This window comes from Pseudonocardia sp. ICBG1034 (genome assembly GCF_020131375.1).
GTDB lineage: Bacteria > Actinomycetota > Actinomycetes > Mycobacteriales > Pseudonocardiaceae > Pseudonocardia > Pseudonocardia alni.
This window is the reverse complement of record NZ_JAHLEK010000017.1, coordinates 654198-680877: the sequence shown is the minus strand read 5'-3', so window position 1 is coordinate 680877 and position 26680 is coordinate 654198. Positions and strand designations below refer to the sequence as shown.

The window sequence follows — 26680 nt, the reverse complement described above, 5'->3', positions numbered from 1 at the left end:
TCGTGAATCCCGATTGCATGGCTTTCCGTGGGCGTGCATACTCATCCACGTGGTACGCATCGCAGTGGCGGGAGCCAGTGGCTACGCCGGGGGAGAGCTCCTCCGGCTGCTGCTCGCACATCCCGAGGTGGAGATCGGCGCCCTCACGGCCGGCGGGAACGCGGGGACGCGTCTGGGCGAGCACCAGCCGCACCTGACCCCGCTCGCGGACCGCGTCCTGGGCGAGAGCACCGCGGTGAACCTCGCCGGACACGACGCGGTGTTCCTCGCACTCCCGCACGGCAGGTCCGCCGAGCTGGCGGCCCAGCTGGGGCCGGACACGCTCGTCGTGGACTGCGGTGCGGACCACCGCCTCACCGATCCGGCCGCCTGGGACCGCTGGTACGGCGGCGAGCACGCCGGGCACTGGCCCTACGGGCTGCCCGAGCTGCCCGGTGCCCGGGCCGCGCTGACCGGCACCCGTCGCGTCGCGGTGCCGGGCTGCTACCCGACCGGCACCAGCCTCGCGCTGGTCCCGGCCCTGGTGGCCGGCCTGGTCGCCCCCGAGGTCGTGATCACCGCGGTCACCGGCACCTCCGGCGCGGGCAAGTCGCCCAAGCCGCACCTGCTGGGCGCGGAGGTCATGGGGTCGCTGTCGGCCTACGGCGTCGGCGGCGTGCACCGGCACACCCCGGAGATCGCGCAGAACCTGTCCACCGCGCTCGGCTCTCCCGTGTCGGTGAGCTTCACCCCGGTGCTCGCGCCGCTGCCGCGCGGCATCCTCGCCTCCTGCTCCGCCCCGCTCGCCGACCCGGCGACCGACGCCGAGGCGGTCCGGGCGGTCTACGAGAAGGCCTACGCCGACGAGCCGTTCGTGCGGCTGCTGCCCGAGGGCCAGTGGCCCACCACGGCGCAGACCCTCGGCTCCAACATGGTCGCGCTGCAGGTCACCGTCGACGTCGACGCGGCCCGGCTGGTCGTCGTCTCCGCGATCGACAACCTCACCAAGGGCACCGCGGGCGGCGCCGTCCAGTGCATGAACCTGGCCCTCGGTCTGCCCGAGACCACCGGCCTGCCGACGACGGGAGTGGCGCCGTGAGCGTGACCGCAGCCCAGGGCTTCCGGGCCGCCGGGATCGCCGCCGGGATCAAGAAGTCCGGGAGGGCCGACCTGGCGCTCGTCGTCAACGACGGCCCGCGCGCCGAGGCCGCCGGGGTCTTCACCCGCAACAAGGTCAAGGCCGCGCCCGTCCTCTGGTCCCAGCAGGTGCTGACCACCGGCTCGCTGCGCGCGGTCGTCCTCAACTCCGGCGGGGCGAACGCCTGCACCGGCGCCGAGGGCTTCCAGGTCGCGCACGCCACCGCGGAGCAGGTCGCCGAGGTGGTCGGCTGCGGCGCGATCGACGTCGCCGTGTGCTCCACCGGCCTGATCGGTGAGCAGCTCCCGCGGGAGACCGTGCTGGCCGGGGTCCGGTCGGCCGCCGCGGAGCTGGCGTCCGGGCCCGAGGCCGGGTCCGCCGTCGCCGCCGCGATCATGACGACCGACACCGTCCCGAAGGAGTCCGCGGTGACCGACCCGGCGGGCTGGACTGTCGGGGGCACCACCAAGGGCGCCGGGATGATCTCCCCGTCGATGGCGACCATGCTCAGCGTGGTCACCACCGACGCCGTCCTCGACCGGGCGACGCTCGACGCCGCGCTGCGCGAGGCGGTCCGCTACAGCTTCGACCGGCTCGACGTCGACGGCTCGATGTCCACCAACGACACCGTGCTGGTGCTGGCCTCCGGCGCGTCCGGCGTCGAGGCCGACCCGGCGGTCTTCACCGCCGCGCTCACCCGGGTGTGCCGCGACCTCGCCGAGCAGATGCAGGCCGACGCCGAGGGCGTCACCAAGCGGATCACCGTGCGGGTCACCGGCGCCGCCTCCGAGGACGACGCGGTCACCGTCGCCCGCACGATCGCCCGCGACTCCCTGGTCAAGACCGCGATGTTCGGGTCCGACCCGAACTGGGGCCGGGTCGCCGCCTCCGCCGGGTACGCCGACGCCGAGATCGACCCCGAGCGCCTCGACGTCACGATCAACGGTGTGCTGCTGTGCAAGGGCGCCGTCGTCGCCGGGGACCGGGCCGACTGCGACCTGTCCGGGAAGGACGTGCTGATCGAGGTCGAGCTGGGCCTGTCCGGTGGGGCCGACGGTCACACCGCCGAGATCCGGACCACCGACCTGTCGCACGCCTACGTGGAGGAGAACAGTGCCTACTCCTCCTGAGCCGGTCGCCCCGGACGCGCTGCCGCAGCCGCAGATCGCACCGTCCCCGGAGACCCCGGCCCGGCTGAAGCGGGCGGGGGAGAAGGCCGGTGTGCTCGCCGAGGCGCTGCCCTGGCTGCAGCGCTTCCACGGCCGGATCGTCGTCGTCAAGTACGGCGGCAACGCCATGATCGACGACGAGTTGAAGCAGGCCTTCGCCCGGGACATGGTGTTCCTGCGGCTCGCGGGCATCCACCCGGTCGTCGTGCACGGCGGCGGGCCGCAGATCTCGGCGATGCTGAAGCGGCTCGGCATGCCCGGCGAGTTCCGCGGCGGCCTGCGCGTCACCACCCCGGAGACGATGGAGATCGTCCGGATGGTGCTGTTCGGCCAGGTCGGGCGCGAGCTCGTCGGGTTGATCAACGCACACGGGCCGCTCGCCGTCGGCCTGTCCGGTGAGGACGCGGGCCTGTTCACGGCCGAGAAGCGCACCGCGCTGGTCGGGGGCGAGCCCGTCGACATCGGCCTGGTCGGTGACGTCACGAAGGTCAACCCGGACGCGGTGCTGGACATCATCGCGGCGGGTCGCATCCCGGTCGTCGCCGGGATCGCGCCGGACGCCGACGGCCAGGTCCACAACATCAACGCCGACAGCGCCGCCGCGGCGCTCGCCGGCGCGCTGGACGCCGCGAAGCTCGTGGTGCTCACCGACGTCGAGGGGCTCTACGCGAACTACCCCGACCCGGAGTCGATCATCACCTCGCTGACCGCGGACCAGCTCGAGCCGATGCTGCCCCGCCTGGAGAGCGGCATGGCCCCGAAGATGGAGGCCTGCCTGCGCGCCGTGCGGTCGGGCGTCGGACAGGCCCACGTGATCGACGGGCGGGTGCCGCACTCGGTCCTGCTCGAGGTGTTCACGCACGAAGGCGTCGGCACCATGGTGCTGCCGGACGCCACAGCCGGGGGAACGACATGACCACGCACGCGCAGCGGTGGCAGGCCGCACTGATGAACAACTACGGCACCCCGCCGCTGACCCTGGTCCGCGGCGAGGGCGCCCGCGTCTGGGACGCCGAGGGTCGCGCGTACCTGGACCTCTACTCCGGAATCGCGGTCAACGCACTCGGACACGCGCACCCGGCCGTCGTCGAGGCGGTGTCCGAGCAGGTCCGCACCCTGGGCCACACCTCGAACTTCTTCATCACCGAGCCCGCGCTGCAGCTCGCCGAGCGGCTGCAGGCACTGCTCGGCCGCGACGACGCCCGGACCCTGCTCTGCAACTCCGGCACCGAGGCCAACGAGGCCGCCTTCAAGATCGCCCGCCGGACCGGCCGGCCGGAGATCATCGCCTGCGAGGGCGCGTTCCACGGCCGCACGATGGGTGCGCTCGCGCTGACCGGGCAGCCCGCCAAACGGGCGCCGTTCGAGCCGATGCCCGCCGGGGTGACCCACATCCCGTTCGGTGACGCCGCCGCACTCGACGCCGCCGTCACCGAACGGACCGCCGCGGTGTTCCTGGAGCCGATCCTCGGCGAGGCCGGAGTGATCGTGCCGCCCGAGGGGTATCTGGCACAGGCCCGTCGGATCACCGCCGAGCGCGGCGCACTGCTGGTCCTCGACGAGGTGCAGACCGGCATCGGCCGTACCGGGTACTGGTTCGCCCACCAGGCGCACGGCATCGTCCCCGACGTGATCACACTGGCCAAGGGCCTCGGCGGCGGTCTCCCGATCGGGGCCTGCGTCGGGTTCGGCGACGCCGCAGCCCTGCTCGAGCCCGGCCAGCACGGCACCACCTTCGGCGGCAACCCGGTGTCGTGCGCCGCGGCGCTCGCCGTCCTCGACACGGTCGCCGCCGAGGGGCTGCTCGCCCACGTCGACCGGCTCGGCAAGGAGATCCGCAGCCGGATCGAGGGTCTCGGCCACCCCCTGGTCGGCGACGTCTCCGGCGCCGGTATGCACATCGGCGTCGGCCTCACCGCGCCGGTCGCCGGCCAGGCCGCCGCGGCCGCGCGCGACGCCGGGATCCTGGTGAACAACGCCACCCCGGACCGGCTGCGGCTGGCCCCGGCCCTGACCCTGACCGACGACGAGGCCGAGGAGTTCCTGACGGCGCTGCCCGCCGTCCTCGACGCGGCCGCCGCCCAGCACGAGGGGCAGGGGAACTGATGGTCCGTCACCTGCTCCGCGACGACGACCTGACCCCGGCCGAGCAGGCCGAGGTCCTCGACCTCGCCGACCGGCTCAAGGCCGACCCGTTCGCCGAGCGCCCGCTCGCCGGGCCGCGCGCCGTGGGGGTCGTGTTCGACAAGTCCTCCACCCGCACCCGGGTGTCGTTCGAGGCCGGGATCACCCAGCTCGGCGGCACCGCGATCATCCTCGACGGCACCACCAGCCAGCTGGGGCGCGGCGAGACGATCTCCGACACCTCCCGGGTGCTGTCGCGCTACGTCGACGCGATCGTGTGGCGCACCAGCGGCCAGGAGCGGATCCGGGAGATGGCCGGCGCGGCGACCGTGCCGGTCGTCAACGCGCTCACCGACCTGTTCCACCCGTGCCAGATCCTGGCGGACCTGCAGACCGTGCGGGAGCGGTTCGGCCGCCTCGCCGGGCTCACCCTGACCTACCTCGGCGACGGCGCGAACAACATCGCCCACTCGCTGCTGCTCGGCGGGGCCACCGCCGGGCTGCACGTCCGGATCGCCGCACCCGCCGGGTTCACCCCCGACGACGACGTGCTGCGCGATGCCAAGACCCGGGCCGAGCAGACCGGGGGATCGGTCACTCTCGTCGCGGACCCGGTCGCCGCCGTCGACGGCGCCCAGGTCGTCGTCACCGACACCTGGACCTCGATGGGCCAGGAGGACGACGGGCTGGACCGGGTCGCGCCGTTCCGGCCCTACCAGGTGAACGCCGCCCTGCTGGAGCGCGCCGCACCGGACGCCATCGTGCTGCACTGCCTGCCCGCCCACCGGGGCGACGAGATCACCGACGAGGTCCTCGACGGCCCCGCCAGCGCCGCCTGGGACGAGGCCGAGAACCGGTTGCACGCGCAGAAGGCGCTGCTCACCTGGCTCCTGCGGCATGGGTGAGGCGGACCGCGACCGCAGGAACCCGGTGAGCCGGGCCAGCCGGCAGGCGGCCGTCATCGACGTGGTCTGGAACTACGAGCTGAGCAGCCAGGTGGAGATCATCGGGTTGCTCCACGAGCGGCACGGCATCGAGACGACCCAGGCCACGCTCTCGCGCGACCTGGACGAACTGGGCGCGGTGAAGCTCCGCGGCGCGGACGGCGGGCAGCCGGTCTACCGCATCCCCGAGGACGGCAGCCCCGTGCGCGGGGTCGAGGGCGGCACCGGGCGGGTCGCCCGGTTGCTGGGGGAGCTGCTCGTGTCCGCCGACGCGAGTGGGAACCTGGCGGTCCTGCGGACCCCGCCGGGTGCGGCGCACTACCTCGCGAGCGCACTCGACCGGGCCGCACTGCACGACGTCGTCGGCACCATCGCCGGCGACGACACCGTCATCGTCGTCGCCCGCGAACCCCTCACCGGGGCGGAGCTGGCCGAACGGCTGCAGGACCTGCCCCGGAGGGCCCACGCGGCCGCCGGGACGCACGACGAACGAGAAGGAGACCCGACATGACCGACGCGGACCCCCGACAGGGCGCGGTCGCCGGTGGCGGAGCGCTGTGGGGTGGCCGGTTCGCGTCCGGTCCGGCCGACGCGCTCGCGGCGCTGTCGAAGTCCACCCACTTCGACTGGGCACTGGCCCCCTACGACATCCGCGGCTCGAAGGCGCACGCCCGGGTCCTGCACCGCGCCGGTCTGCTGACCGACGAGGAGCTGTCGGGGATGCACAAGGCGCTCGACGAGCTCGCCGCCGACGTCGCCTCCGGGGCGTTCGGCCCCGACCCGGGCGACGAGGACGTGCACACCGCGCTGGAGCGCGGCCTCATCGAGCGGGCCGGTGCCGACCTGGGCGGCAAGCTGCGGGCCGGTCGCTCGCGCAACGACCAGGTCGCCACCCAGTTCCGGATGTGGCTGCGCGACGCCACGCGACGGGTCGGCTCCGGCGTGCTCGACGTCGTCGACGCCCTCGTCGCCCAGGCGCAGGCCCACCCCGGCGCGCCGATGCCCGGCCGCACCCACCTGCAGCACGCCCAGCCGGTGCTGCTCGGCCACCAGCTGGCCGCGCACGCCCAGGCCCTGCTGCGCGACGTCGACCGGCTCGCCGACTGGGACCGGCGCAGCGCCTGGTCACCCTACGGCTCCGGCGCGCTCGCCGGGTCCTCGCTCGGGCTCGACCCGGAGGCCGTCGCCGCCGAGCTCGGCTTCACCGGGTCCTCGGCCAACTCGATCGACGGGACCGCCTCGCGGGACTTCGCCGCCGAGGCCGCGTTCGTCCTCGCGATGATCGGCGTCGACCTGTCGCGGCTGTCGGAGGAGATCATCCTCTGGGCGACGGCCGAGTTCGGCTACGTCACCCTCGACGACGCGTTCTCCACCGGCAGCTCGATCATGCCGCAGAAGAAGAACCCCGACGTCGCCGAGCTGGCCCGCGGCAAGTCCGGCCGGCTCGTCGGCAACCTCGCCGGGCTCATGACCACCCTCAAGGGGCTCCCGCTGGCCTACAACCGGGACCTCCAGGAGGACAAGGAGCCACTGTTCGACTCGGTCGCGCAGCTGGAGCTCCTGCTCCCCGCGGTCGCCGGGATGGTGGCCACCCTGACCTTCCACACCGGGCGGCTCGCCGAGCTGGCCCCGGCCGGGTTCACCCTCGCCACCGACGTCGCCGAGTGGCTCGTCCGGCAGGGCGTCCCGTTCCGCGTGGCGCACGAGGCCGCGGGCGGCTGCGTCCGCGCAGCCGAGGCCCGCGGCGTCGGGCTGGAGGACCTGACCGACGCCGAGCTGGCCGCCGTGCACCCGGCACTCGACCCGAGTGTCCGCGACGTACTGAGCGTGGAAGGCTCCATCGCGTCGCGGAACGCGCGCGGTGGGACGGCCGGCGACCGGGTCGCCGAGCAGCTCACCGACCTGCGTACCGCGGTCGCAGCAGCGCGAGAGTTCACCGGAGGAACCGCATGACCGACCCTGCCGCAGCCTACGAGGAGCTCAAGGCCGCCGGCCTGAAGCTCGACCTGACGCGGGGCAAGCCGTCCGCGCAGCAGCTGGACCTGTCCCACGAGCTGCTCGGTCTGCCGGGCGCGGGACAGTTCCGCGCGGCCGACGGCACCGACACCCGCAACTACGGCGGCGGCCAGGGTCTGCCCGAGCTGCGGGAGATCTTCGCGCCGTCGCTGCAGGTCCCGGTCGGGCAGCTGGTGGCGTCGAACAACTCCAGCCTGGAGCTGATGCACGACACGCTCGTGCACGCGCTGCTGACCGCGCTGCCCGGCGCCCCGACCCGCTGGGTCGACGCCGGCCGCGTCGCGTTCATCGCCCCGGTCCCCGGCTACGACCGCCACTACGGCGTGTGCGAGCGGCTCGGGATCGACCTGGTCACCGTCCCGATGACCGCGGACGGCCCCGACATGGACGAGGTCGAGCGGCTCGTCGCCGAGGACCCGTCGATCAAGGGCATCTGGTGCGTGCCGAAGTACTCGAACCCCGACGGGGTCGTCTACTCCGACGAGGTCGTGCGCAGGCTGGCCACCATGCCGACCGCCGCGCCGGACTTCCGGATCATGTGGGACAACGCCTACGCGGTGCACCACCTGACCACCGAGGAGGTCGAGATCGCCGACGTCCTCACCCTGGCCGCCGAGGCCGGCAACGCGGACCGCCCGTTCGTCTTCGGGTCCACCTCCAAGATCACCCTCGCCGGTGCGGGCGTCGCGTTCTTCGGTGCCTCGCCGGCGAACGTCGACTGGTGGCTGAAGCTGGCGTCGAAGAAGACGATCGGCCCGGACAAGGTCAACCACCTGCGGCACGCCCTGTTCCTCAAGGACGCCGCCGGGCTGCGGGCGCACATGGCCGCCCACCGCGAGCTGATCGCGCCGAAGTTCGCCGCGGTCGACCGGCTGCTGACCGAGGCGTTCTCCGACGTCGAGGGCGTGTCCTGGACCAAGCCCCGGGGCGGCTACTTCGTGAGCCTGACCGTCCCGGACGGCCTCGCCTCGGAGGTCGTGCGACTGGCGAAGGAGGCGGGCGTCGTCCTGACCCCGGCCGGTGCGACGCACCCCTACGGCAAGGACCCGCAGGACGCGACCATCCGTCTCGCCCCGACCCTGCCCCCGCTCGACGAGGTCGAGAAGGCCATGGCCGGTGTCGTGACCTGCGTGCAGCTGGCGCTCGCGCGCCGCTGACGGTGGACGACCACACGGCGGGGCCCGGCCGGGACGACCGGCCGGGCCCCGCCGGTCTGCTGGACCGGTCCGCCCTGGCCGTCGACGTCCTGCCCGCCGCACGACGCCTGCTCGGCTGCGTCCTCGAGGCCGACACCCCCGACGGCACGGTCGCGGTGCGCCTGGTCGAGGTGGAGGCCTACCGGGGCCGCGACGACCCCGCGTCGCACTGCTACCGCGGCCGGACCCCGCGCAACGCGGTGATGTTCGGCCCACCCGGGCACCTGTACGTCTACTTCGTCTACGGCATGCACTTCTGCGCGAACGTCTCGTGCCTGTCCGACGGCGAGCCGGGCGCGGTCCTGCTGCGGGCCGGTGAGCTGCTCACCGACCCGGGGGTCGCCCGGGAGCGCCGGCCCACCGCCCGCCGGGACGCCGACCTGGCCCGCGGTCCCGCGCGGCTCGCCGCACTGCTCGGGATGCGCCGCGAGGACGACGGGACCGACGTCACCGACCCGGCGTCACGGGTGCGGCTGCGCGCGGGCGACCCGGTCGCACCGGAGCTGGTCCGGACCGGACCTCGGGTGGGCGTCGCCGCGGCGGCCGAGCTGCCCTGGCGGTTCTGGGTCGACGGCTCACCGGCAGTGAGCCAGTACCGGGCCGGGACGCGCCGTCGTCGCAGCGCCTGAGGCACCCGCGTGCACGGGCCGCGGCGGCCCGACCAAGATGGGCACCGTGGGTACCGACATCCTCGACGACCTGGAGTGGCGCGGCTTGATCGCGCAGAGCACCGACCGCGACGCGCTCGCGAAGGAGCTCGCCGCCGACGACCCGGTGTCGATCTATGCGGGCTTCGACCCGACCGCGTCGAGCCTGCACGCCGGGCACCTGATCCCGATGCTGACCCTGCGTCGCTTCCAGGAGGCCGGACACCGTCCGGTCATCCTCGCGGGCGGGGCGACCGGGATGATCGGGGATCCGCGCGACGTGGGGGAGCGGTCGCTCAACGACGCCTCGACCGTCGCCGACTGGACCCGGATCATCCGGGGCCAGCTGGAGCGCTTCGTGTCCTTCGACGACGGGCCGACCGGCGCCGTCGCCGTCAACAACCTCGACTGGACCGGGCAGCAGACGGTCCTGGAGTTCCTGCGCGATCTCGGCAAGCACTTCCCCGTCAGCACGATGATCTCGCGGGACACGGTGAAGCGCCGCCTCGCCGGCGACGGGATGTCCTACACCGAGTTCAGCTACCTGCTGCTCCAGGCCCAGGACTACCTGCACCTGTACCGGGAGCTCGGGGTGCGGCTACAGATCGGCGGCTCCGACCAGTGGGGCAACATCGTCGGCGGTGTCGACCTCGTCCGCCGGGTGACCGGTGACCACGTCCACGCGCTGACGCTGCAGCTGGTCACCGACTCCGAGGGCCGCAAGTTCGGCAAGTCCACCGGGGGCGGCAACGTCTGGCTCGACCCGGAGCGCACCTCGCCGTACGCCTGGTACCAGTACTTCGTGAACGTCGCCGACGCCGATGCGATCACCTACCTCAAGCTCTTCACCTTCCTCGACCGCGCCGAGATCGAGGCACTGGAGACCGAGCTCGCCGAGAAGCCGCATCTGCGTGGCGCGCAACGACGTCTCGCCGCCGAGCTGACGACGCTGGTGCACGGCGAGGAGCAGACGAAGCAGGTGACGACGGCGAGCCAGGCCCTGTTCGGCCGCGCGGAGCTCACCGACCTGGACGCGGCCACCCTCGGTGCCGCGCTCGCCGAGGTGCCGACGGCCGACGCCGGCCCGGCCGACACGATCGTCGACCTGCTCGTCGCCACCGGTCTGACCGACAGCAAGGGGGCCGCGCGCCGCGCCGTGAAGGAGGGCGGGGCGTACGTCAACAACGTCAAGGTCGTCGACGAGGAGTGGGTCCCGGGTGCCGGGGACGTCCTCGACGGCGGCTGGCTGGTGGTGCGGCGGGGGAAGCGCAACCTGGCCGGTGTGCGGGTCGGATCGGCGTGATCGGCCGCTGACCTGCGGGAACGCTGAACAGGTACCCCCCTGTGAATCGCCTCCGGGCCGTCCTGTAACTTTCTCGTTGTCGCCAGGACGGGACGGACGAGAGCGAGACCGGCCGAGAGGTCAGGGACGCTGATCCGGCCCGGAGGCGACGGCCCACGAACTCCACCTCGGTGGAGATCTGGCCGCCCGGAGCAAGGCTTGACGCTGCTCTCCGGTACACGTAGCATAAGAGAGTTGCCTCCCAGCGGGGCCAACTCTGACGCCCCGGGGCGACGGCCATCAGGCCCGGTCCTCGAGTGCGGGTGTCTTTTGAGAACTCAACAGTGTGTCGAGCTATTTTGATTCGGTTTGGCGTTTTGTGCCAAATTGTTTGTTTGGTTGCAGCATTCGATCCCGTCGGGTGTTGTGGCCAGTTGTTTGTTGCAAGTCAGGGTTTTGTTGGAGAGTTTGATCCTGGCTCAGGACGAACGCTGGCGGCGTGCTTAACACATGCAAGTCGAGCGGTAAGGCCCTTTCGGGGGTACACGAGCGGCGAACGGGTGAGTAACACGTGGGTGACCTGCCCTCCACTCTGGGATAAGCCCGGGAAACTGGGTCTAATACCGGATAGGACCACTGATCGCATGGTTGGTGGTGGAAAGTTTTTTCGGTGGGGGATGGGCCCGCGGCCTATCAGCTTGTTGGTGGGGTGATGGCCTACCAAGGCGGTGACGGGTAGCCGGCCTGAGAGGGCGACCGGCCACACTGGGACTGAGACACGGCCCAGACTCCTACGGGAGGCAGCAGTGGGGAATATTGCGCAATGGGCGGAAGCCTGACGCAGCGACGCCGCGTGGGGGATGACGGCCTTCGGGTTGTAAACCTCTTTCGCCAGGGACGAAGAGCAATTGACGGTACCTGGAGAAGAAGCACCGGCCAACTACGTGCCAGCAGCCGCGGTAACACGTAGGGTGCGAGCGTTGTCCGGAATTATTGGGCGTAAAGAGCTCGTAGGCGGTGTGTCGCGTCGGCCGTGAAAACTTGGGGCTTAACTCTGAGCGTGCGGTCGATACGGGCATCACTTGAGTTCGGCAGGGGAGACTGGAATTCCTGGTGTAGCGGTGAAATGCGCAGATATCAGGAGGAACACCGGTGGCGAAGGCGGGTCTCTGGGCCGATACTGACGCTGAGGAGCGAAAGCGTGGGGAGCGAACAGGATTAGATACCCTGGTAGTCCACGCCGTAAACGTTGGGCGCTAGGTGTGGGGACCATTCCACGGTTTCTGTGCCGCAGCTAACGCATTAAGCGCCCCGCCTGGGGAGTACGGCCGCAAGGCTAAAACTCAAAGGAATTGACGGGGGCCCGCACAAGCGGCGGAGCATGTGGATTAATTCGATGCAACGCGAAGAACCTTACCTGGGTTTGACATGCACCAGACATCCCTAGAGATAGGGCTTCCCTTGTGGTTGGTGTGCAGGTGGTGCATGGCTGTCGTCAGCTCGTGTCGTGAGATGTTGGGTTAAGTCCCGCAACGAGCGCAACCCTTGTTCCATGTTGCCAGCACGTAATGGTGGGGACTCATGGGAGACTGCCGGGGTCAACTCGGAGGAAGGTGGGGATGACGTCAAGTCATCATGCCCCTTATGTCCAGGGCTTCACACATGCTACAATGGCTCATACAGAGGGCTGCGAGACCGTGAGGTGGAGCGAATCCCTTAAAGTGAGTCTCAGTTCGGATCGGGGTCTGCAACTCGACCCCGTGAAGTTGGAGTCGCTAGTAATCGCAGATCAGCAACGCTGCGGTGAATACGTTCCCGGGCCTTGTACACACCGCCCGTCACGTCACGAAAGTTGGTAACACCCGAAGCCGGCGGCCCAACCCTTGTGGAGGGAGCTGTCGAAGGTGGGACTGGCGATTGGGACGAAGTCGTAACAAGGTAGCCGTACCGGAAGGTGCGGCTGGATCACCTCCTTTCTAAGGAGTCCCATCATGTGGTGGGGCACCACGATGCTCTGTGAGTTGTGCTCATGGTGAGTCTGTGGTTCCTTCATTGAATCGCATTTGCGGCCTCGTTCGTGGGTCGGGTGCGTTGGGTGGAACGCAGTACGTCGGACCGTTTGGCTTGGCACACTGTTGGGTCCTGAGAAGACATCCTGTGGGTTGTTTTCTTTGGCCGCTCTGGTCGAGGGCTTCCTAACGCCTGCGTGTGTGGGTGGTGGTTGTTTCTTGGTTGGGTGTGGTTGTGGGTTGAGTGTTGCATAGTGGATGCGAGCATCTTGTTGTGGTCAAGTTGTTAAGAGCACATGGTGGATGCCTGGGCATCAGGAGCCGATGAAGGACGTGGGAGGCCGCGATAGGCCTCGGGGAGCTGTCAACCGAGCTGTGATCCGAGGGTGTCCGAATGGGGAAACCCAGCGCCCGTCATGGGGCGTTACCCGTACCTGAATTCATAGGGTGCGTGGAGGGAACGTGGGGAAGTGAAACATCTCAGTACCCACAGGAAGAGAAAACAATAGTGATTCCGTGAGTAGTGGCGAGCGAAAGCGGAAGAGGCTAAACCGTGTCCGTGTCAAGCCGGCAGGCGTTGCGGGTGCGGGGTTGTGAGACGTGTCGTTCATCTTCTGCCGAGGGTGGGACAGCAAGGATCTGTGTTAGCGGAACGACTCTGGGATGGTCGGCCGTAGTGGGTGATAGCCCCGTACGCGAAAACATTGGGTTCTGTTGTGGGCGTGTTCTCGAGTAGCAGCGAGCCCGTGAAATTCGCTGTGAATCTGGCGGGACCACCCGTCAAGCCTAAATACTACCTGGTGACCGATAGCGGACAAGTACCGTGAGGGAAAGGTGAAAAGTACCCCGGGAGGGGAGTGAAATAGTACCTGAAACCGTGTGCTTACAAGCCGTCAGAGCCTTTCGGGGTGATGGCGTGCCTTTTGAAGAATGAGCCTGCGAGTTATGCTTCGTGGCGAGGTTAACCTGTGTGGGGTAGCCGTAGCGAAAGCGAGTCCGAATAGGGCGTGTGAGTCGCGGGGTGTAGACCCGAAGCGGAGTGATCTACCCATGGCCAGGGTGAAGCGTCGGTAAGACGTCGTGGAGGCCCGAACCCACCAGGGTTGAAAACCTGGGGGATGAGCTGTGGGTAGGGGTGAAAGGCCAATCAAACTTCGTGATAGCTGGTTCTCCCCGAAATGCATTTAGGTGCAGCGTCGTGTGTTTCTCACCGGAGGTAGAGCACTGGATGGCCTAGGGGGCCGACAAGCTTACCGAAGTCAGCCAAACTCCGAATGCCGGTGAGTGAGAGCGCGGCAGTGAGACTGCGGGGGATAAGCTTCGTGGTCGAGAGGGAAACAGCCCAGATCACCGGCTAAGGCCCCTAAGCGTGCGCTAAGTGGGAAAGGATGTGGGATCGCCCGGACAACCAGGAGGTTGGCTTAGAAGCAGCCACCCTTGAAAGAGTGCGTAATAGCTCACTGGTCAAGTGGTCCTGCGCCGACAATGTAGCGGGGCTCAAGCGCACCGCCGAAGCCGTGGCAATGACACTTTTGTGTTGTTGGGTAGGGGAGCGTCCTGCATCTGGTGAAGCCCGGGAGTGATTTACGGGTGGAGGGTGTGGGAGTGAGAATGCAGGCATGAGTAGCGAATGCAGAGTGAGAATCTCTGCCGCCGGATGACCAAGGGTTCCTGGGCCAGGTTGTTCCGCCCAGGGTGAGCCGGGACCTAAGGCGAGGCCGTCAGGCGTAGTCGATGGACAACGGGTTGATATTCCCGTGCTCGTGATAGTGCGTCCATGCCGAGGCTGGTGATGCTAACCATCCGAACCCACCTTCGCTCCTTCGGGAGTGTTGTTTGTGGGGGAGCGTGGGATCCGATCTGGTAGTAGGCAAGTGATGGGGTGACGCAGGAGGGTAGCTCCGCCACGCGGTGGTTGTCGTGGTGTAAGCCTGTAGCCCGAGTCCTAGGTAAATCCGGGGCTCATCAAAGGGTGAGAGGTGATGCGTAGCCGATTGAGGCGAAGAGGGTGATCCCATGCTGTCGAGAAAAGCCTCTAGCGAGTGCTGTTGCGGCCCGTACCCCAAACCGACACAGGTGGTCAGGTAGAGAATACCGAGGCGATCGAGCGAACTGTGGTTAAGGAATTCGGCAAAATACCTCCGTAACTTCGGGAGAAGGAGGGCCGGTTGTCTTGAGGCTCCTTGCGGGCTAGGGACGGCCGGTCGCAGAGACCAGGCCCAAGCGACTGTTTACTAAAAACACAGGTCCGTGCGAAGTCGCAAGACGATGTATACGGACTGACGCCTGCCCGGTGCTGGAACGTTAAGAGGACCTGTTAGCTCTTCGGGGCGAAGCGGAGAATTTAAGCGCCAGTAAACGGCGGTGGTAACTATAACCATCCTAAGGTAGCGAAATTCCTTGTCGGGTAAGTTCCGACCTGCACGAATGGCGTAACGACTTGGGCGCTGTCTCGACCACAGACTCGGCGAAATTGCACTACGAGTAAAGATGCTCGTTACGCGCGGCAGGACGGAAAGACCCCGGGACCTTTACTATAGCTTGGTATTGGTGCTCGGTTCGGCTTGTGTAGGATAGGTGGGAGACTGTGAAATCGCCACGCCAGTGGTGGTGGAGTCGTTGTTGAAATACCACTCTGGTCGAATTGGGTGTCTTAACCTCGGGCCATGATCTGGTTCAGGGACAGTGCCTGGTGGGTAGTTTAACTGGGGCGGTTGCCTCCCAAAGAGTAACGGAGGCGCCCAAAGGTTCCCTCAGCCTGGTTGGCAATCAGGTGTTGAGTGTAAGTGCACAAGGGAGCTTGACTGTGAGACTGACGGGTCGAGCAGGGACGAAAGTCGGGACTAGTGATCCGGCACCACCTTGTGGAAGGGGTGTCGCTCAACGGATAAAAGGTACCCCGGGGATAACAGGCTGATCTTGCCCAAGAGTCCATATCGACGGCATGGTTTGGCACCTCGATGTCGGCTCGTCGCATCCTGGGGCTGGAGTAGGTCCCAAGGGTTGGGCTGTTCGCCCATTAAAGCGGTACGCGAGCTGGGTTTAGAACGTCGTGAGACAGTTCGGTCCCTATCCGCCGCGCGCGTTGGAGACTTGAGGAAGGCTGTCCCTAGTACGAGAGGACCGGGACGGACGAACCTCTGGTGTGCCAGTTGTCCCGCCAGGGGCACGGCTGGTTGGCTATGTTCGGGAGGGATAACCGCTGAAGGCATCTAAGCGGGAAGCCTGTTCCAAGATGAGGTCTCCCACCACCTTCGAGTGGGTAAGGCTCCCAGTAGATGACTGGGTTGATAGGCCGGAGATGGAAGCCCTGTGAGGGGTGGAGTTGACCGGTACTAATAGGCCGAGGGCTTGCCACAACGAGTTGTTCGCATCCACTGTGTGACCCTGAGTCCACAACCATCCACACTGTCCCCGGGTATGCCCGGGCAGGGTGTGGGGTGGTGTGTGTGCTCGACCCTGTCCCCGGGTTCGGGGTGGGGTGATAGTTGGATAGTGTTGTCGGTGGTCATTGCGGTAGGGAAACGCCCGGTCCCATTCCGAACCCGGTAGCTAAGCCTTCCAGCGCCGATGGTACTGCACTCGCCAGGGTGTGGGAGAGTAGGTCGCCGCCGACATTCAACCTCTGAAAGGGGAGTCCGCAACGGTGTAGAAGCCGCTGTGGACTCCCCTTTTTTCGTATGTCTGCAGCCGTGTCCGCCTCTCTGCGCGGACCGGTTCGCCCAGTGCGGTCGCCGACCGCGGAAGTGACGGTGTTGGTTTGTACCCTGACCACGTGACGGACGGGGAACGTCCCGGCAACGGCCGGGCAGGCGAGGAGCGCGGTTCGCGCAGCGGGTCGGGATGGTCCCGCGGTGACGACCAGCGGGGACGGCGCCGCGACGGCGACGACCGCACGCGTCGCGACGACCGGGGTACCCGCGGCGGCGACCGTGCGCGCGACGACCGGGGACGTCCGGGCGAGCGCCGCACCGAGGGCCGCTCCTGGTCCGACCGGGGTGGACGCGACACCGGCCGGCGCGACAGCGGCTTCCGCGGCGACGACCGCTCCGACCGTGGGCCGCGTCGCGACGACGACCGTCGTCCCGCGCGTGACGACGACCGCCGTTCCGGCGGCACCGGCCGGCGTGACTCGTTCCGTGGTGGCCGCGACGACCGCGGTGGCCGGCCCTCCGCGGGCCGTGACGACCGCCGTCCCTACCGTGACCGCGACGACCGTGGCCCCCGTCCGCAGCGCGACGACGACCGCGGCGGACGCTCGTTCCGGGACCGCGACGACCGCGCCGGTCGTCCCTCCTCCGGCCGTGACGACCGTGGTGGCCGCTCGTTCTCCGGTCGCGACGACCGTGGCGGGCGTTCCTTCTCCGGTCGTGACGACCGCGGGGAGCGTCCGTCCGGGGGCCGTGACGGTCGCTCCTCCGGCGGCCGGGACGACCGCCGTCCTGCCCGTGACCGTGACCGTGACGGGCGTCCGTTCCGCGGCGGTGACGACCGTGGCGGTCGGCCCTCCGGGGACCGTGACGACCGCGGTGCCCGCTCCTTCCGCGACCGTGACGACCGCGGCGGCCGTTCCTCCGGTGGCCGTGACGACCGCGGCCCCCGTCCGCAGCGCGACGACGACCGCGGTGGCCGTTCGTTCCGCGACCGTGACGACCGCGGGGGACGTCCGTCCGGCGACCGCGGTGCCCGTTCCTTCCGGGACCGCGACGAGCGTGGCCCCCGTCCGCAGCGCGACGACGACCGCGGTGGCCGTTCGTTCCGTGATCGCGACGACCGGGCCGGTCGCCCGTCCCGGGACCGTGACGACCGTGGCGGCCGTTCCTTCGGTGGCCGTGACGACCGTGGCCCCCGTCCGCAGCGCGACGACGACCGTGGCGCCCGTCCCTACCGGAACCGTGACGACCGCGCGCCCCGCGGTCGCGACGACCGGCGCAGCCCGTCACGGGACCGGGACGACCGCCCGTACCGCGCCCGCGAGGAGCGCCCGTCGCACGACCGCCCGTCCGAGCGGTCCGCGGTCGTCGCGCCCCGGGACGTCGCGCAGCCGGCCGCGGTGCAGGCCGAGCCGGCCGGTGACGCGCCTGCCGTGACGCCGTCGACGGCCGACACGCGGGAGGCGGCCGCGCCGACCGGCGCAACCGCCTCCGACACCGCTACCCGGGTTCCGGAGACCTCGCCCGTGGAGGCGGCCGACGCGCCGGTCACCCGCGACGAGCGCACCGACGACGCGGTCGGCACGGGCAGCACCGCGCCCGACGGCCCCCGGTCCGACAGCGGGGACCGGATCGACACCCCCGTGACCGACGCCCGTGGGGCCGGTACCGGGGCCGACGCCGTCGACCGCGCCGGGACCGCCCCGGGCACGACCGGATCGGACGGCGACACCGTCGACGGTCCGCGCACCGACCGTGCCGAGCGTCCCATCGGGCGCGACGAGCGTCGCCCGCTCCGTGACCGTGACGACCGTGGCCCGCGCCGGGAGCGTGACGACCGTGGCCCGCGTGGCGGCCGGGACGACCGGGGCCCGCACTCCGGCCGTGACGACCGCAGACGTGACGACCGTGGCCGGAACGATCGTGGCCGCGACGACCGTGGCCGTGACGACCGCCGTGATCGCGACGCCCGTCCGCGACGGGCGATCCCGGAGTCGGCCGAGCGGACCTTCGTCGCCGAGCCGGACCTGCCGGACTCGGTGACGGCCGCCGAGCTCGACCCGAGCGTGCGCCGGGACCTGCGCGGCCTCCAGAAGGAGACCGCCGAGGTCGTGGCGCGGCACCTCGTCGCCGCGGGGCTGCTCGTCGACGAGGACGCCGTGCAGGCGCTCGAGCACGTGCGCTACGCGCGGCGCCGGGCGTCGCGGATCGCCGTCGTCCGGGAGGCCGCCGGCATCGTCGCCTACCACGCGGGGGAGTGGAACGAGGCCCTCGGCGAGTTCCGCGCCGCCCGCCGGATGGGCGGCGGACCGGGGCACGTGCACGTCATGGCCGACATCGAGCGCGCCCTCGGCCGTCCCGAGCGTGCTCTCGACCTGGCCCGCAGCCCGGAGGCCCGCGACCTCGGCCACGAGGAGCGGATCGAGCTGCTCATCGTCGCCGCGGGGGCCCGGCGCGACCTGGGCGAGGCCGACGCCGCCGTCGTCGGGCTCCAGGTCCCCGAGCTCGACCCGGTCCGCCGCGATCCGTGGAGCGCCCGGCTGTTCTACGCCTACGCCGACAACCTGCTCGCCGCCGGCCGGGAGTCGGAGGCCGTGCAGTGGTTCGTCCACGCCCACGATGCCGACCAGCACCGGGAGACCGACGCCGCCGCGCGGATCGCCGAGCTGACCGGCGACGAGCTCGAGGGCGCCGACGACGAGCTCTCCGTCGGCTGGGAGGAGGTGTCCCCGGCCGCCGACGACCACGCCGATGCGCCGCACAGCGACGCCCCGGTGCCATCCGGTCGGATCGACGCCGACGACCACGCCGGAGCGGTCGGCGACCCCGATGCCGACGACGCGTCCGGGGCCGACGCCCCGAGCGCCGACGGGACCGACGTCGACGGGACCGACGTCGACGGGACCGACGTCGACGGGACCGACGTCGACGGGACCGACGTCGACGGGACCGACGTCGACGGGACCGACGAGGTCCGCGACGGGACCGACGCGGGCGACGGAGGCGCCGTGGTCGAGGAGCCGGAGGCCTCCGGGGCGGCTCCCGCCACGGACCACCAGCAGGTCCGGGACACCGGGGCCGGCGACCGGTGACCGACGACCTCCTGTCCCGCCACGACGTCCTCCTGGCCGACCTCGACGGCACCCTCTACCGGGGCCCCGAGGTCGTCCCGGGGGCCGTCGAGGCGGTGCGCGGGGCGGCGGACCGCGGCGTGCCCACGGTGTACGTCACCAACAACGCCTCGCGCAGCCCCGCCGACGTCGCCGCGCACCTCGCCGAGCTCGGCTTCCCGGCGCGCGTCGAGGACGTCCGCACCAGCTCACAGGCCGCGGCCGCGATGCTGGCCGAGCAGCTCCCGCCGGGTGCGCGGGTGCTGGTCGTCGGCACGTCGGCGCTGGCCGACGAGGTCCGGGCCCGCGGGCTCGCCGTCGTCGGTGACGCCGACGGCGCGGACGCCGTCGTCCAGGGGCACTCGCCCGACACCGGGTGGCGGATCCTGGCCGAGGCGGTCGTCGCCGTCCGGGCCGGAGCGCTGTGGGTCGCCTCCAACGTCGACCCCACCCTGCCCACCGAGCGCGGGGCGCTGCCCGGCAACGGCTCGATGGTCCAGGTCGTGCGGACGGCGACCGGGGCGCGGCCGCAGGTGGCGGGCAAGCCCGCCGCCCGGCTGCTCCGCGAGGGGTGCGGCGACGCGCAGGCCCCGCTCGTCATCGGGGACCGCCTCGACACCGACATCGAGGGTGCCAACGCCATGGGCGCCCCGTCGCTGATGGTCCTGACCGGGGTGAGCGGCGCCGCGGAGCTGCTCACCGCCGCCCCGGAGCTGCGGCCCACCCACATCGGCGCCGACCTCGCCGCGCTCACCCGCCCACCGGACGAGCTGGCCCCCGGGCCGCGGCCCGGCTGGGACGTCCGCGCCGACGGCGGCACGCTCGTGCTGTCCGGCGACGGGGACGGGCCCGAACCCACGGTGGACGCGCTGCGTGCCCTGTGCCCGGTGGCCTGGGAACAGGGCGTCCAGGACGTCCGTCCCGACGGTGCGGCCGCCGCCGCGGCACTGGCGGACCTCGGCCTGGCGGAGCGGCCAGGGCGGTGACGCCGCGTCGCGGCCGCGGTCGGGACCGTCGGCTACCGTGGCGTCAGAACCCCGTCCCCGGAGATCATCCATGAGCGTTCCCGCACCCGGACCCCGTCCGGGCGACCCGCGGCCCGAGCAGGACCGCCCCGTCGCGGCCCTGCGTGCCGAGGTCGACGCGGCCGTCGCGGCGCTCGACGCGCTGGACGACCGTCCGGTCTCCGAGCACCCGGCCGCGTTCGAGCGGGTGCACGCCGCGCTCGGCCGCGCGCTGAGCGCCGGCTCGGAACGGGAGTGACGATGGGCCCCACCCGCGCCCGGCTGGACGCCGAGCTCGTCCGCCGCAAGCTCGCCCGCTCCCGCGGCCAGGCCGCCGAGCTGATCGCCGCAGGCCGGGTCGTCGTCAACGGCATGCCGGCGGCGAAGCCCGCCACCGTGGTGGACCGGGACGCACCCGTCCTCGTCCGCCCGGACGACGACGGCGAACCCGACTGGGCCTCCCGCGGTGCCAAGAAGCTGCTCGGCGCCCTCGACGCCTTCACCGACGTCGACCCCGCCGGGCGGCGCTGCCTCGACGCCGGCGCCTCCACCGGCGGCTTCACCGACGTGCTGCTCACCCGCGGGGCGGCCGAGGTCGTCGCCGTCGACGTCGGGTACGGCCAGCTGGTGTGGCGGCTGCAGTCCGACGAGCGCGTCCACGTGCACGACCGCACCAACGTCCGGGCCCTCGAACCGGAGCAGATCGGCGGGACGGTCGACCTGACCGTCGCCGACCTGTCGTTCATCTCGCTGCGCACCGTGCTGCCGGCCCTCGCCGCCTGCACCGCGCCCGGAGGCGACCTGCTGCCCATGGTGAAACCACAGTTCGAGGTCGGGAAGGACCGGCTCGGCTCCGGCGGGGTCGTGCGGGACCCGGGCCTGCGCACCGAGGCGCTGCACGGGGTCGCGACCGCCGCCGCTGCGGCCGGGCTGCACGTCCTCGGCGCGACCGCGAGTCCGCTGCCGGGCCCGTCGGGCAACGTCGAGTACTTCCTGCACCTGCGCCGGCCCGCCGCCGGCCCGGCCGGCGGCGCCCCCGAGCAGCCCGAGCTCGCGCCGATGCTGACCGCCGCGGTCGCGGACGGCCCCGCATGAGGGAGGTCCTGCTGGTCCTGCACACCGGGCGGCCCACCAACCGCAAGACCGCGCTGCACGTGATGGGCGAACTCGGGCGGCTCGGCCTGCGCACCCGGGTGCTCGCCGACGAGTGGGCCGAGCTCGCCGCGGACCCCGACGTCCCGGCGGGCTACGAGCCGGTCCCGGTCCCCGGGAGCCCCGAGTGCGCCCGCGGCGCCGAGGCGGTCCTGGTGCTCGGCGGTGACGGCACCCTGCTGCGCGCCGCCGACCTCGCCCGCCACGCCGGCGTGCCGCTGCTGGGCGTCAACCTCGGCCACGTCGGCTTCCTCGCCGAGGCCGAGGAGGACACGCTGCCCGAGGCGCTGCAGAAGCTCGCCGACGGCGACTACGAGGTCGAGGAACGGACCACCCTCGAGGCCGTCGTCACCGCCGGCGGGCAGGTGCTCGGCCGGGCGTGGGCGCTGAACGAGGCCGTGGTCGAGAAGACCACCCGCGGCCGCATCCTCGAGGTCGTCCTCGAGGTCGACGGTCGCCCGGTGTCCTCCTTCGGCTGCGACGGGGTGCTCTGCTCCACCCCGACCGGCTCCACCGCCTACGCCTTCTCCGCGGGCGGGCCGCTGATCTGGCCGCAGGTGCAGGCACTGCTGGTGGTCCCCAGCAACGCACACGCCCTGTTCGCCCGGCCGATGGTGATCGCGCCGGAGAGCACCGTCGCGATCGAGGTGTCCGCCGACGGCCCGTCCGCCGTGCTGGACTGCGACGGCCGTCGCACCGTCGCGGTGCCGCCCGGGGCCCGGGTGGAGCTGCGCCGCGCATCGGAGCCCGTGCGGATGGTGCGCCTGGCCGCGCAGCCCTTCGCCGACCGGCTCGTCCGCAAGTTCGACCTACCCGTCCGGGGCTGGCGCGGGGCCCGGACCCAGCCACCGGGTTCGAACACCTGATCGACCGTTCGGCGCACGGGAACATCCGTTCGGTGCCGTTCGCGTGTCGGGGCTCGAACGCTGTCGGTGTTCGAACGTATGGTCCCACGCATGTTGTCCGAGATGCGGATCCAGGGCCTCGGCGTGATCGACGACGCGACCCTGGAGCTCGACCCGGGCCTGACCGTGCTCACCGGTGAGACCGGCGCCGGGAAGACCATGGTCGTGACCGGGCTGAACCTCCTCGGCGGTGGCCGCGCGGAGTCCTCGCGGGTGTCGGCCGGGGCGCGCCGCGCCGTCGTCGAGGGCCGGTTCGCGGCGTCGCCGGGGGCGCTGGAACTGGCCGAGGAGGTGGGCGCCGAGGCCGACGACGACGGGTCGCTGATCGCCGCCCGCACCGTGTCGGCCGACGGGCGCTCCCGGGCCCACCTGGGCGGCCGGTCGGTGCCCAACGGGGTGCTGGGCAGGCTCGCCGAGACCCAGCTCGCCGTGCACGGGCAGAACGACCAGCTGCGGCTGCTGCGCGGCTCCGACCAGCGGGCCCTGCTCGACCGCTTCGCCGGGGACCCCGTCGCGGTCCCGCTGGCCGCCTACCGGACGGTGCGCACCGAGTGGCTGCAGGTGGTCACCGAGCTCGCCGAGCGACGGGACAACGCCCGCCGGCTCGCCCAGGAGGCGGACCTGCTGCGCCACGGTCTCGCCGAGATCGAGGCCGCCGACCCGCAGCCCGGTGAGGACCGCGAGCTCGTCGAGCAGGCCCGACGGATGGCCGAGGCCGACGACCTGCGAGCCGCCGCCGAGAGCGCACACCTCGCACTGTCCGGCTCGGACGACGGCGAGGCTCCCGGCGCGGTCGGGCTCGCCGGGCAGGCCAAGGGGCTCGCCGAGGGCAGCGGCGACCCCGCGCTGGAGGAGCTCGGCCCGCGCCTCACCGAGGCCATCGCGGTGCTCGCCGACGCCGCGGCCGAGCTGAGCGGCTACCTCGACCGGCTCGACGCCGACCCCGAGCTGCTGTCCCGCGTCCTGACCCGCCAGGCCGAGCTCAAGGCACTCACCCGCAAGTACGCGGCGGACACCGACGGCGTGCTGGCCTGGGCGGACACCGCCCGCGAGCGGCTGTCCGGGCTCGACACCTCCGACGAGGCGCTCGCCGAGCTGTCGGCCCGCCGTGACGCACTCGCCGGTGAGCTGGCCGGTCACGCCGCCGCGGTCACCGCGGCGCGCACCGCCGCCGCGTCCCGGCTGGCCGAGGCGACCACGGCGGAACTCGCCGGGCTCGCCATGAAGGACGCGACGCTGCAGGTCGGCGTGCAGCCGCGGCCCGCCGCCGACACCGGGCCGGTGCTCGAGGTCGGCGGGCGGCGCTGCCAGGCCGGGTCCAGCGGCGTCGACGAGGTCGAGATCCGACTCGTCCCGCACGCCGGGGCGGTGGCCCAGCCGCTGCACAAGGGGGCCTCCGGGGGTGAGCTGTCCCGGGTCATGCTGGCCCTGGAGGTCGCGCTCGCCGGCGCCGACCCGGTGCCGACCATGGTGTTCGACGAGGTCGACGCCGGCGTCGGCGGCCGGGCCGCGGTGGAGATCGGCCGCCGGCTCGCGCAGCTCGCGGCCCGCCACCAGGTCATCGTCGTCACCCACCTGCCGCAGGTCGCGGCGTACGCCGACCGGCACCTCGTGGTGCAGAAGGCGTCCGGGGCGGGGGTCACCCGCTCCAGCGTGCGGCGGCTCACCGAGGAGGAGCGCACCGGGGAGCTCGCACGGATGCTGGCCGGGATGGACGACACCGACACCGGCCGCGCGCACGCCGAGGAGCTGCTCAGCGCCGCGACCGCGCACCGGGAGGCCGACCGCGCGGCGGCACGGCCCGCGGACCTCGCCGAGGCCCGGTCGCGTCGCGCGCAGTCCCGGCGCGGCCGGACCGCGCAGGACACGGACACCGGCGCCGCGACCGCGCCGGCGGAGGGTGCGGTCCCCGGGCCGCGCAGCACCGACTCCCGCAGCACCGACTCCCGCAGCACCGACTCCCGCGGCACCGACTCCCGCGGCGTCGACCCGGACGGTGCCGCGGGCCGTCCCTCCGCCGCATCGCGGCGCCGCCGGGTCGCCCGGGCCGGCTGAGCGGGCCCGGCCGACGGCCGCCCGGGCGGCGTGCCGTCGCTGTGGGTGAGCGGCGCGGTGCTTCGGGCACCGCCACCCGGGGGGCGACGGGGGGTCGTCCGGGCCGGTGACGTCGCGGTCTCGCGCGGCGTGCCTGCGTGGTCACGGACGCCCCACCTGTCACAGTGCGCCACATGAAGCTGTCCGGCCTGCTGCACCGTTCCCGACCGGAGCTGCCGGGCCTGACCGGCCCGGCCCGCGCCGACCGCCGCATCGAGTCGGTGCTCCGGCGCCTGCGCCCCGGCGACATCGCCGTGATCGACCAGGTCGACCTGGACCGGGCGACCGCGGACGCGCTCGTCGCCGCCCGGGTCGCCGCGGTCGTCAACGCCGCCCCGTCGATCTCCGGCCGGTTCCCGAACCTCGGCCCGCAGGTGCTCGTCGAGGCGGGCATCCCGCTCGTCGACGACTGCGGTCCCGACACCCTGCGCGCGGTCAAGGACGGCATCCGGGTGCGGCTGCACGACGGCGTGCTCTACACCGGCGAACAGCCGCTGTGCGAGGGCCGCGAGCAGACCGAGGACACCGTCGCCGACGCCCTGGACGAGGCCAAGCAGGGCCTGACCCACCAGCTCGAGGCGTTCGCCGCGAACACCATCGAGTTCATGCGCCGCGAGCGCTCGCTGCTCCTCGACGGGCACGGCGTCCCCGAGGTCGACGTCGCCCTCGACGGGCGGCCGGTGCTCGTCGTCGCCGCCGGGTTCGAGCACCTCGCCGTGCTGAAGCGGCTCAAGACCTACATCAAGGAGTACCGGCCGGTGCTCGTCGGCGTCGGGGCGGGCGCGGACGCGCTGCTCAACGCGCGCCACCGCCCGGACCTCATCGTCGCCGACCCGTCCGAGGTGTCGAACCAGGCGCTGACCAGCGGCGCCGACGTCGTCGTCCCGGCCTTCCCCGACGGGCACGCCCCGGGGCTGCACCGTGTGCAGGACCTGGGCGCCAGCGCCGTGACGTTCCCGTCGATGGCCAACCCCGAGGACCTCGCCCTGCTGCTCGCCCACCACCGCGGCGCCTCGATGATCGTCACGGTCGGGCTGTCGGCGTCGATGGGGGAGTTCCTCGACCGCGGGCGGTCGGGCAGCAACGCCTCGACGTTCCTGACCCGGCTGCAGGCGGGGGGCAGCGTCGTCGACGGCGCGATGATCGCCCAGATGTACCGGAGCCGGACCTCGTTCGCGCCGCTGCTGCTGCTCATCGCGGCCGCGGTGGTCGCGGTCGTCGTCGCCGTGCTCGTGTCCGGCGGCGGCCCCGCGGTGCTGGAGTGGCTGCGTGGCGTGCTGGAGAGCGTGCGGGCCCTGGTCGCCGGATGGTTCCCGGCGTGATCTCGCGGCGCCACCACCGCATCGCCCTGGTCGCGGTGTTCGTGCTGGCCCTCGCGGCCGGGTTCGTCCTCGCCGTCGTCGGGCTGCCGCAGCGCATCGCCGACGTCGCGGCCTCGGGGACGGACACGGGCGAGACCGCCCGGCTGAGCGTCGAACGCGACACCCTGGCCGCGCAGCTGCACGCCAGTGACGAGTTCGCCGGCCGCGTCGGACCCGAGCTGGTGCGCGGGAAGCTCACCGGTGTGCCCGTGACCGTCGTGGCGCTCGGTGCCGACCCGGCCGACACGCGCGCGGTCGCCGAGCTCGTCGTCGCCGCGGGAGGCAGCGTCGCGGGGGAGGTCGTGCTCACCCCGGCCGTCACCGACCCGGCCCGCGCCGACCAGCTGCGCGACCTGTCCGCACGGCTGCTGCCGTCGGGGGCCCAGCTCCCCACCGCCACCGACGCCGGTGCGCTCGCCGGGGGCCTGCTCGGCTCCGCGCTGCTGGCCCCGGCCGACGGCCCCGCACCCGACCCGGACGGGGCCGGCGCGGTGCTGGCCGGGCTCGCCGGCGGCGGCTTCGCCGAGGCACCGCAGGGCAGTCCCGCGGCCGGACGGGTGGCCGTCGTCGTCACCGGTGACGCGTACTCCGGTGTGGACGCCGGCGCCTCGGCGTCCACCGCCGCGGCACTGGCCGCGGAGCTCGACCGTCGTGGCGCGGGAGCCGTACTGGCCGGGCGGGACGCCGGGGACGGTTCGGCCGTCGCCGCCGCCCGCTCGTCCGGGGCCGGTCCGGTGGGCCGGCTGGCCACCGTCGACGGCGTCGGTACCGGGGCCGGGCGGGTCGCGACCGTGCTCGCGCTCGCCGAACGACAGGCAGGAGGCACCGGCCGCTACGGTTCCGGGGCCGGAACGGTGGGGCCGGTTCCCGCCGCCCCTTGACCGATCGGTAGGCTGA

At 71.9% G+C, this 26680-nt stretch carries 18 protein-coding genes and 3 rRNA genes; all 21 read left to right on the top strand.

The features are described from left to right. Nucleotides 1-43: 43 nt before the first annotated feature. Complete coding sequence (argC, locus tag KPF22_RS17900; RefSeq protein ID WP_224402975.1) at nucleotides 44-1078, top strand: N-acetyl-gamma-glutamyl-phosphate reductase; 1035 nt, start codon at nucleotides 44-46, stop codon at nucleotides 1076-1078. After that, nucleotides 1075-2247 (top strand): bifunctional glutamate N-acetyltransferase/amino-acid acetyltransferase ArgJ, encoded by a 1173-nt coding sequence (gene argJ, locus KPF22_RS17895; protein ID WP_224402750.1) that lies wholly within the window; start codon nucleotides 1075-1077, stop codon nucleotides 2245-2247. Before argC ends, argJ begins: the two co-directional genes overlap by 4 nt. Before the next feature lie 34 nt (nucleotides 2248-2281). Further along, the gene (gene argB / locus KPF22_RS17890) at nucleotides 2282-3202 is read left to right on the top strand and encodes an acetylglutamate kinase (protein ID WP_062404726.1); all 921 of its coding nucleotides are present in this window, start codon (nucleotides 2282-2284) and stop codon (nucleotides 3200-3202) included. Then, entirely contained in the window at nucleotides 3199-4392 is a 1194-nt protein-coding gene (locus KPF22_RS17885) for an acetylornithine transaminase (RefSeq protein WP_224402749.1), read from the top strand. Before argB ends, KPF22_RS17885 begins: the two co-directional genes overlap by 4 nt. Continuing rightward, nucleotides 4392-5315 carry an ornithine carbamoyltransferase gene (argF, locus tag KPF22_RS17880; protein WP_208823871.1) on the top strand — a complete coding sequence of 308 codons (924 nt, stop codon included), beginning with the start codon at nucleotides 4392-4394 and terminating at the stop codon, nucleotides 5313-5315. Before KPF22_RS17885 ends, argF begins: the two co-directional genes overlap by 1 nt. Beyond that, on the top strand, nucleotides 5308-5865 hold the full coding sequence (locus KPF22_RS17875; protein ID WP_062402841.1) for an arginine repressor: 558 nt from the start codon (nucleotides 5308-5310) through the stop codon (nucleotides 5863-5865). Before argF ends, KPF22_RS17875 begins: the two co-directional genes overlap by 8 nt. Further along, nucleotides 5862-7307: an argininosuccinate lyase gene (gene argH, locus KPF22_RS17870; RefSeq protein ID WP_224402748.1), complete on the top strand. Its 1446-nt coding sequence runs from the start codon at nucleotides 5862-5864 to the stop codon at nucleotides 7305-7307. The genes KPF22_RS17875 and argH overlap by 4 nt, the downstream gene beginning before the upstream one ends. Further along, nucleotides 7304-8527 (top strand): aminotransferase class I/II-fold pyridoxal phosphate-dependent enzyme, encoded by a 1224-nt coding sequence (locus tag KPF22_RS17865; RefSeq protein WP_224402747.1) that lies wholly within the window; start codon nucleotides 7304-7306, stop codon nucleotides 8525-8527. Before argH ends, KPF22_RS17865 begins: the two co-directional genes overlap by 4 nt. A gap of 2 nt (nucleotides 8528-8529) precedes the next feature. Further along, nucleotides 8530-9195 carry a DNA-3-methyladenine glycosylase gene (locus tag KPF22_RS17860; protein WP_374107500.1) on the top strand — a complete coding sequence of 222 codons (666 nt, stop codon included), beginning with the start codon at nucleotides 8530-8532 and terminating at the stop codon, nucleotides 9193-9195. A 46-nt stretch (nucleotides 9196-9241) separates the two neighbouring features. Continuing rightward, nucleotides 9242-10516: a tyrosine--tRNA ligase gene (tyrS, locus tag KPF22_RS17855; protein ID WP_224402746.1), complete on the top strand. Its 1275-nt coding sequence runs from the start codon at nucleotides 9242-9244 to the stop codon at nucleotides 10514-10516. 435 nt (nucleotides 10517-10951) lie between these two features. Beyond that, nucleotides 10952-12471: ribosomal RNA gene (locus KPF22_RS17850) — 16S ribosomal RNA — on the top strand. 309 nt (nucleotides 12472-12780) lie between these two features. Continuing rightward, nucleotides 12781-15863 (top strand): 23S ribosomal RNA (locus KPF22_RS17845). A gap of 141 nt (nucleotides 15864-16004) precedes the next feature. Beyond that, nucleotides 16005-16121, top strand: a 5S ribosomal RNA gene (gene rrf / locus KPF22_RS17840). Together the 16S, 23S and 5S rRNA genes form the textbook arrangement of a ribosomal RNA operon. Nucleotides 16122-16279: 158 nt before the next feature. Further along, nucleotides 16280-19249 carry a hypothetical protein gene (locus KPF22_RS17835; protein WP_224402745.1) on the top strand — a complete coding sequence of 990 codons (2970 nt, stop codon included), beginning with the start codon at nucleotides 16280-16282 and terminating at the stop codon, nucleotides 19247-19249. Continuing rightward, nucleotides 19246-20253: an HAD-IIA family hydrolase gene (locus KPF22_RS17830; protein ID WP_224402744.1), complete on the top strand. Its 1008-nt coding sequence runs from the start codon at nucleotides 19246-19248 to the stop codon at nucleotides 20251-20253. The genes KPF22_RS17835 and KPF22_RS17830 overlap by 4 nt, the downstream gene beginning before the upstream one ends. Nucleotides 20254-20323: 70 nt before the next feature. After that, on the top strand, nucleotides 20324-20530 hold the full coding sequence (locus KPF22_RS17825) for a hypothetical protein (protein ID WP_062402852.1): 207 nt from the start codon (nucleotides 20324-20326) through the stop codon (nucleotides 20528-20530). Nucleotides 20531-20532: 2 nt separating this feature from the next. After that, nucleotides 20533-21366, top strand: a complete 834-nt coding sequence (locus KPF22_RS17820) for a TlyA family RNA methyltransferase (RefSeq protein ID WP_208823944.1) — start codon at nucleotides 20533-20535, stop codon at nucleotides 21364-21366. Continuing rightward, nucleotides 21363-22289, top strand: coding sequence for an NAD kinase (locus KPF22_RS17815; RefSeq protein WP_208823947.1), 927 nt, complete (start codon nucleotides 21363-21365; stop codon nucleotides 22287-22289). Before KPF22_RS17820 ends, KPF22_RS17815 begins: the two co-directional genes overlap by 4 nt. A 90-nt stretch (nucleotides 22290-22379) precedes the next feature. Continuing rightward, the gene (gene recN / locus KPF22_RS17810; RefSeq protein ID WP_224402743.1) at nucleotides 22380-24383 is read left to right on the top strand and encodes a DNA repair protein RecN; all 2004 of its coding nucleotides are present in this window, start codon (nucleotides 22380-22382) and stop codon (nucleotides 24381-24383) included. A 173-nt stretch (nucleotides 24384-24556) separates the two neighbouring features. Next, on the top strand, nucleotides 24557-25744 hold the full coding sequence (gene steA, locus KPF22_RS17805) for a putative cytokinetic ring protein SteA (protein WP_208823951.1): 1188 nt from the start codon (nucleotides 24557-24559) through the stop codon (nucleotides 25742-25744). Beyond that, on the top strand, nucleotides 25741-26664 hold the full coding sequence (locus KPF22_RS17800) for a copper transporter (RefSeq protein ID WP_224402742.1): 924 nt from the start codon (nucleotides 25741-25743) through the stop codon (nucleotides 26662-26664). Before steA ends, KPF22_RS17800 begins: the two co-directional genes overlap by 4 nt. The last annotated feature ends 16 nt before the right edge of the window (nucleotides 26665-26680 follow it).

What these genes read in the sequence shown, in the direction of transcription:
- KPF22_RS17885 (WP_224402749.1), top strand. Translation starts at nt 3,199, where the DNA reads ATGACCACGCACGCGCAGCGGTGGCAGGCCGCACTGATGAACAACTAC.
- argF (WP_208823871.1), top strand. Translation starts at nt 4,392, where the DNA reads ATGGTCCGTCACCTGCTCCGCGACGACGACCTGACCCCGGCCGAGCAG.
- KPF22_RS17875 (WP_062402841.1), top strand. Translation starts at nt 5,308, where the DNA reads ATGGGTGAGGCGGACCGCGACCGCAGGAACCCGGTGAGCCGGGCCAGC.
- argH (WP_224402748.1), top strand. Translation starts at nt 5,862, where the DNA reads ATGACCGACGCGGACCCCCGACAGGGCGCGGTCGCCGGTGGCGGAGCG.
- KPF22_RS17865 (WP_224402747.1), top strand. Translation starts at nt 7,304, where the DNA reads ATGACCGACCCTGCCGCAGCCTACGAGGAGCTCAAGGCCGCCGGCCTG.
- KPF22_RS17825 (WP_062402852.1), top strand. Translation starts at nt 20,324, where the DNA reads ATGAGCGTTCCCGCACCCGGACCCCGTCCGGGCGACCCGCGGCCCGAG.
- KPF22_RS17820 (WP_208823944.1), top strand. Translation starts at nt 20,533, where the DNA reads ATGGGCCCCACCCGCGCCCGGCTGGACGCCGAGCTCGTCCGCCGCAAG.
- KPF22_RS17815 (WP_208823947.1), top strand. Translation starts at nt 21,363, where the DNA reads ATGAGGGAGGTCCTGCTGGTCCTGCACACCGGGCGGCCCACCAACCGC.
- recN (WP_224402743.1), top strand. Translation starts at nt 22,380, where the DNA reads ATGTTGTCCGAGATGCGGATCCAGGGCCTCGGCGTGATCGACGACGCG.
- steA (WP_208823951.1), top strand. Translation starts at nt 24,557, where the DNA reads ATGAAGCTGTCCGGCCTGCTGCACCGTTCCCGACCGGAGCTGCCGGGC.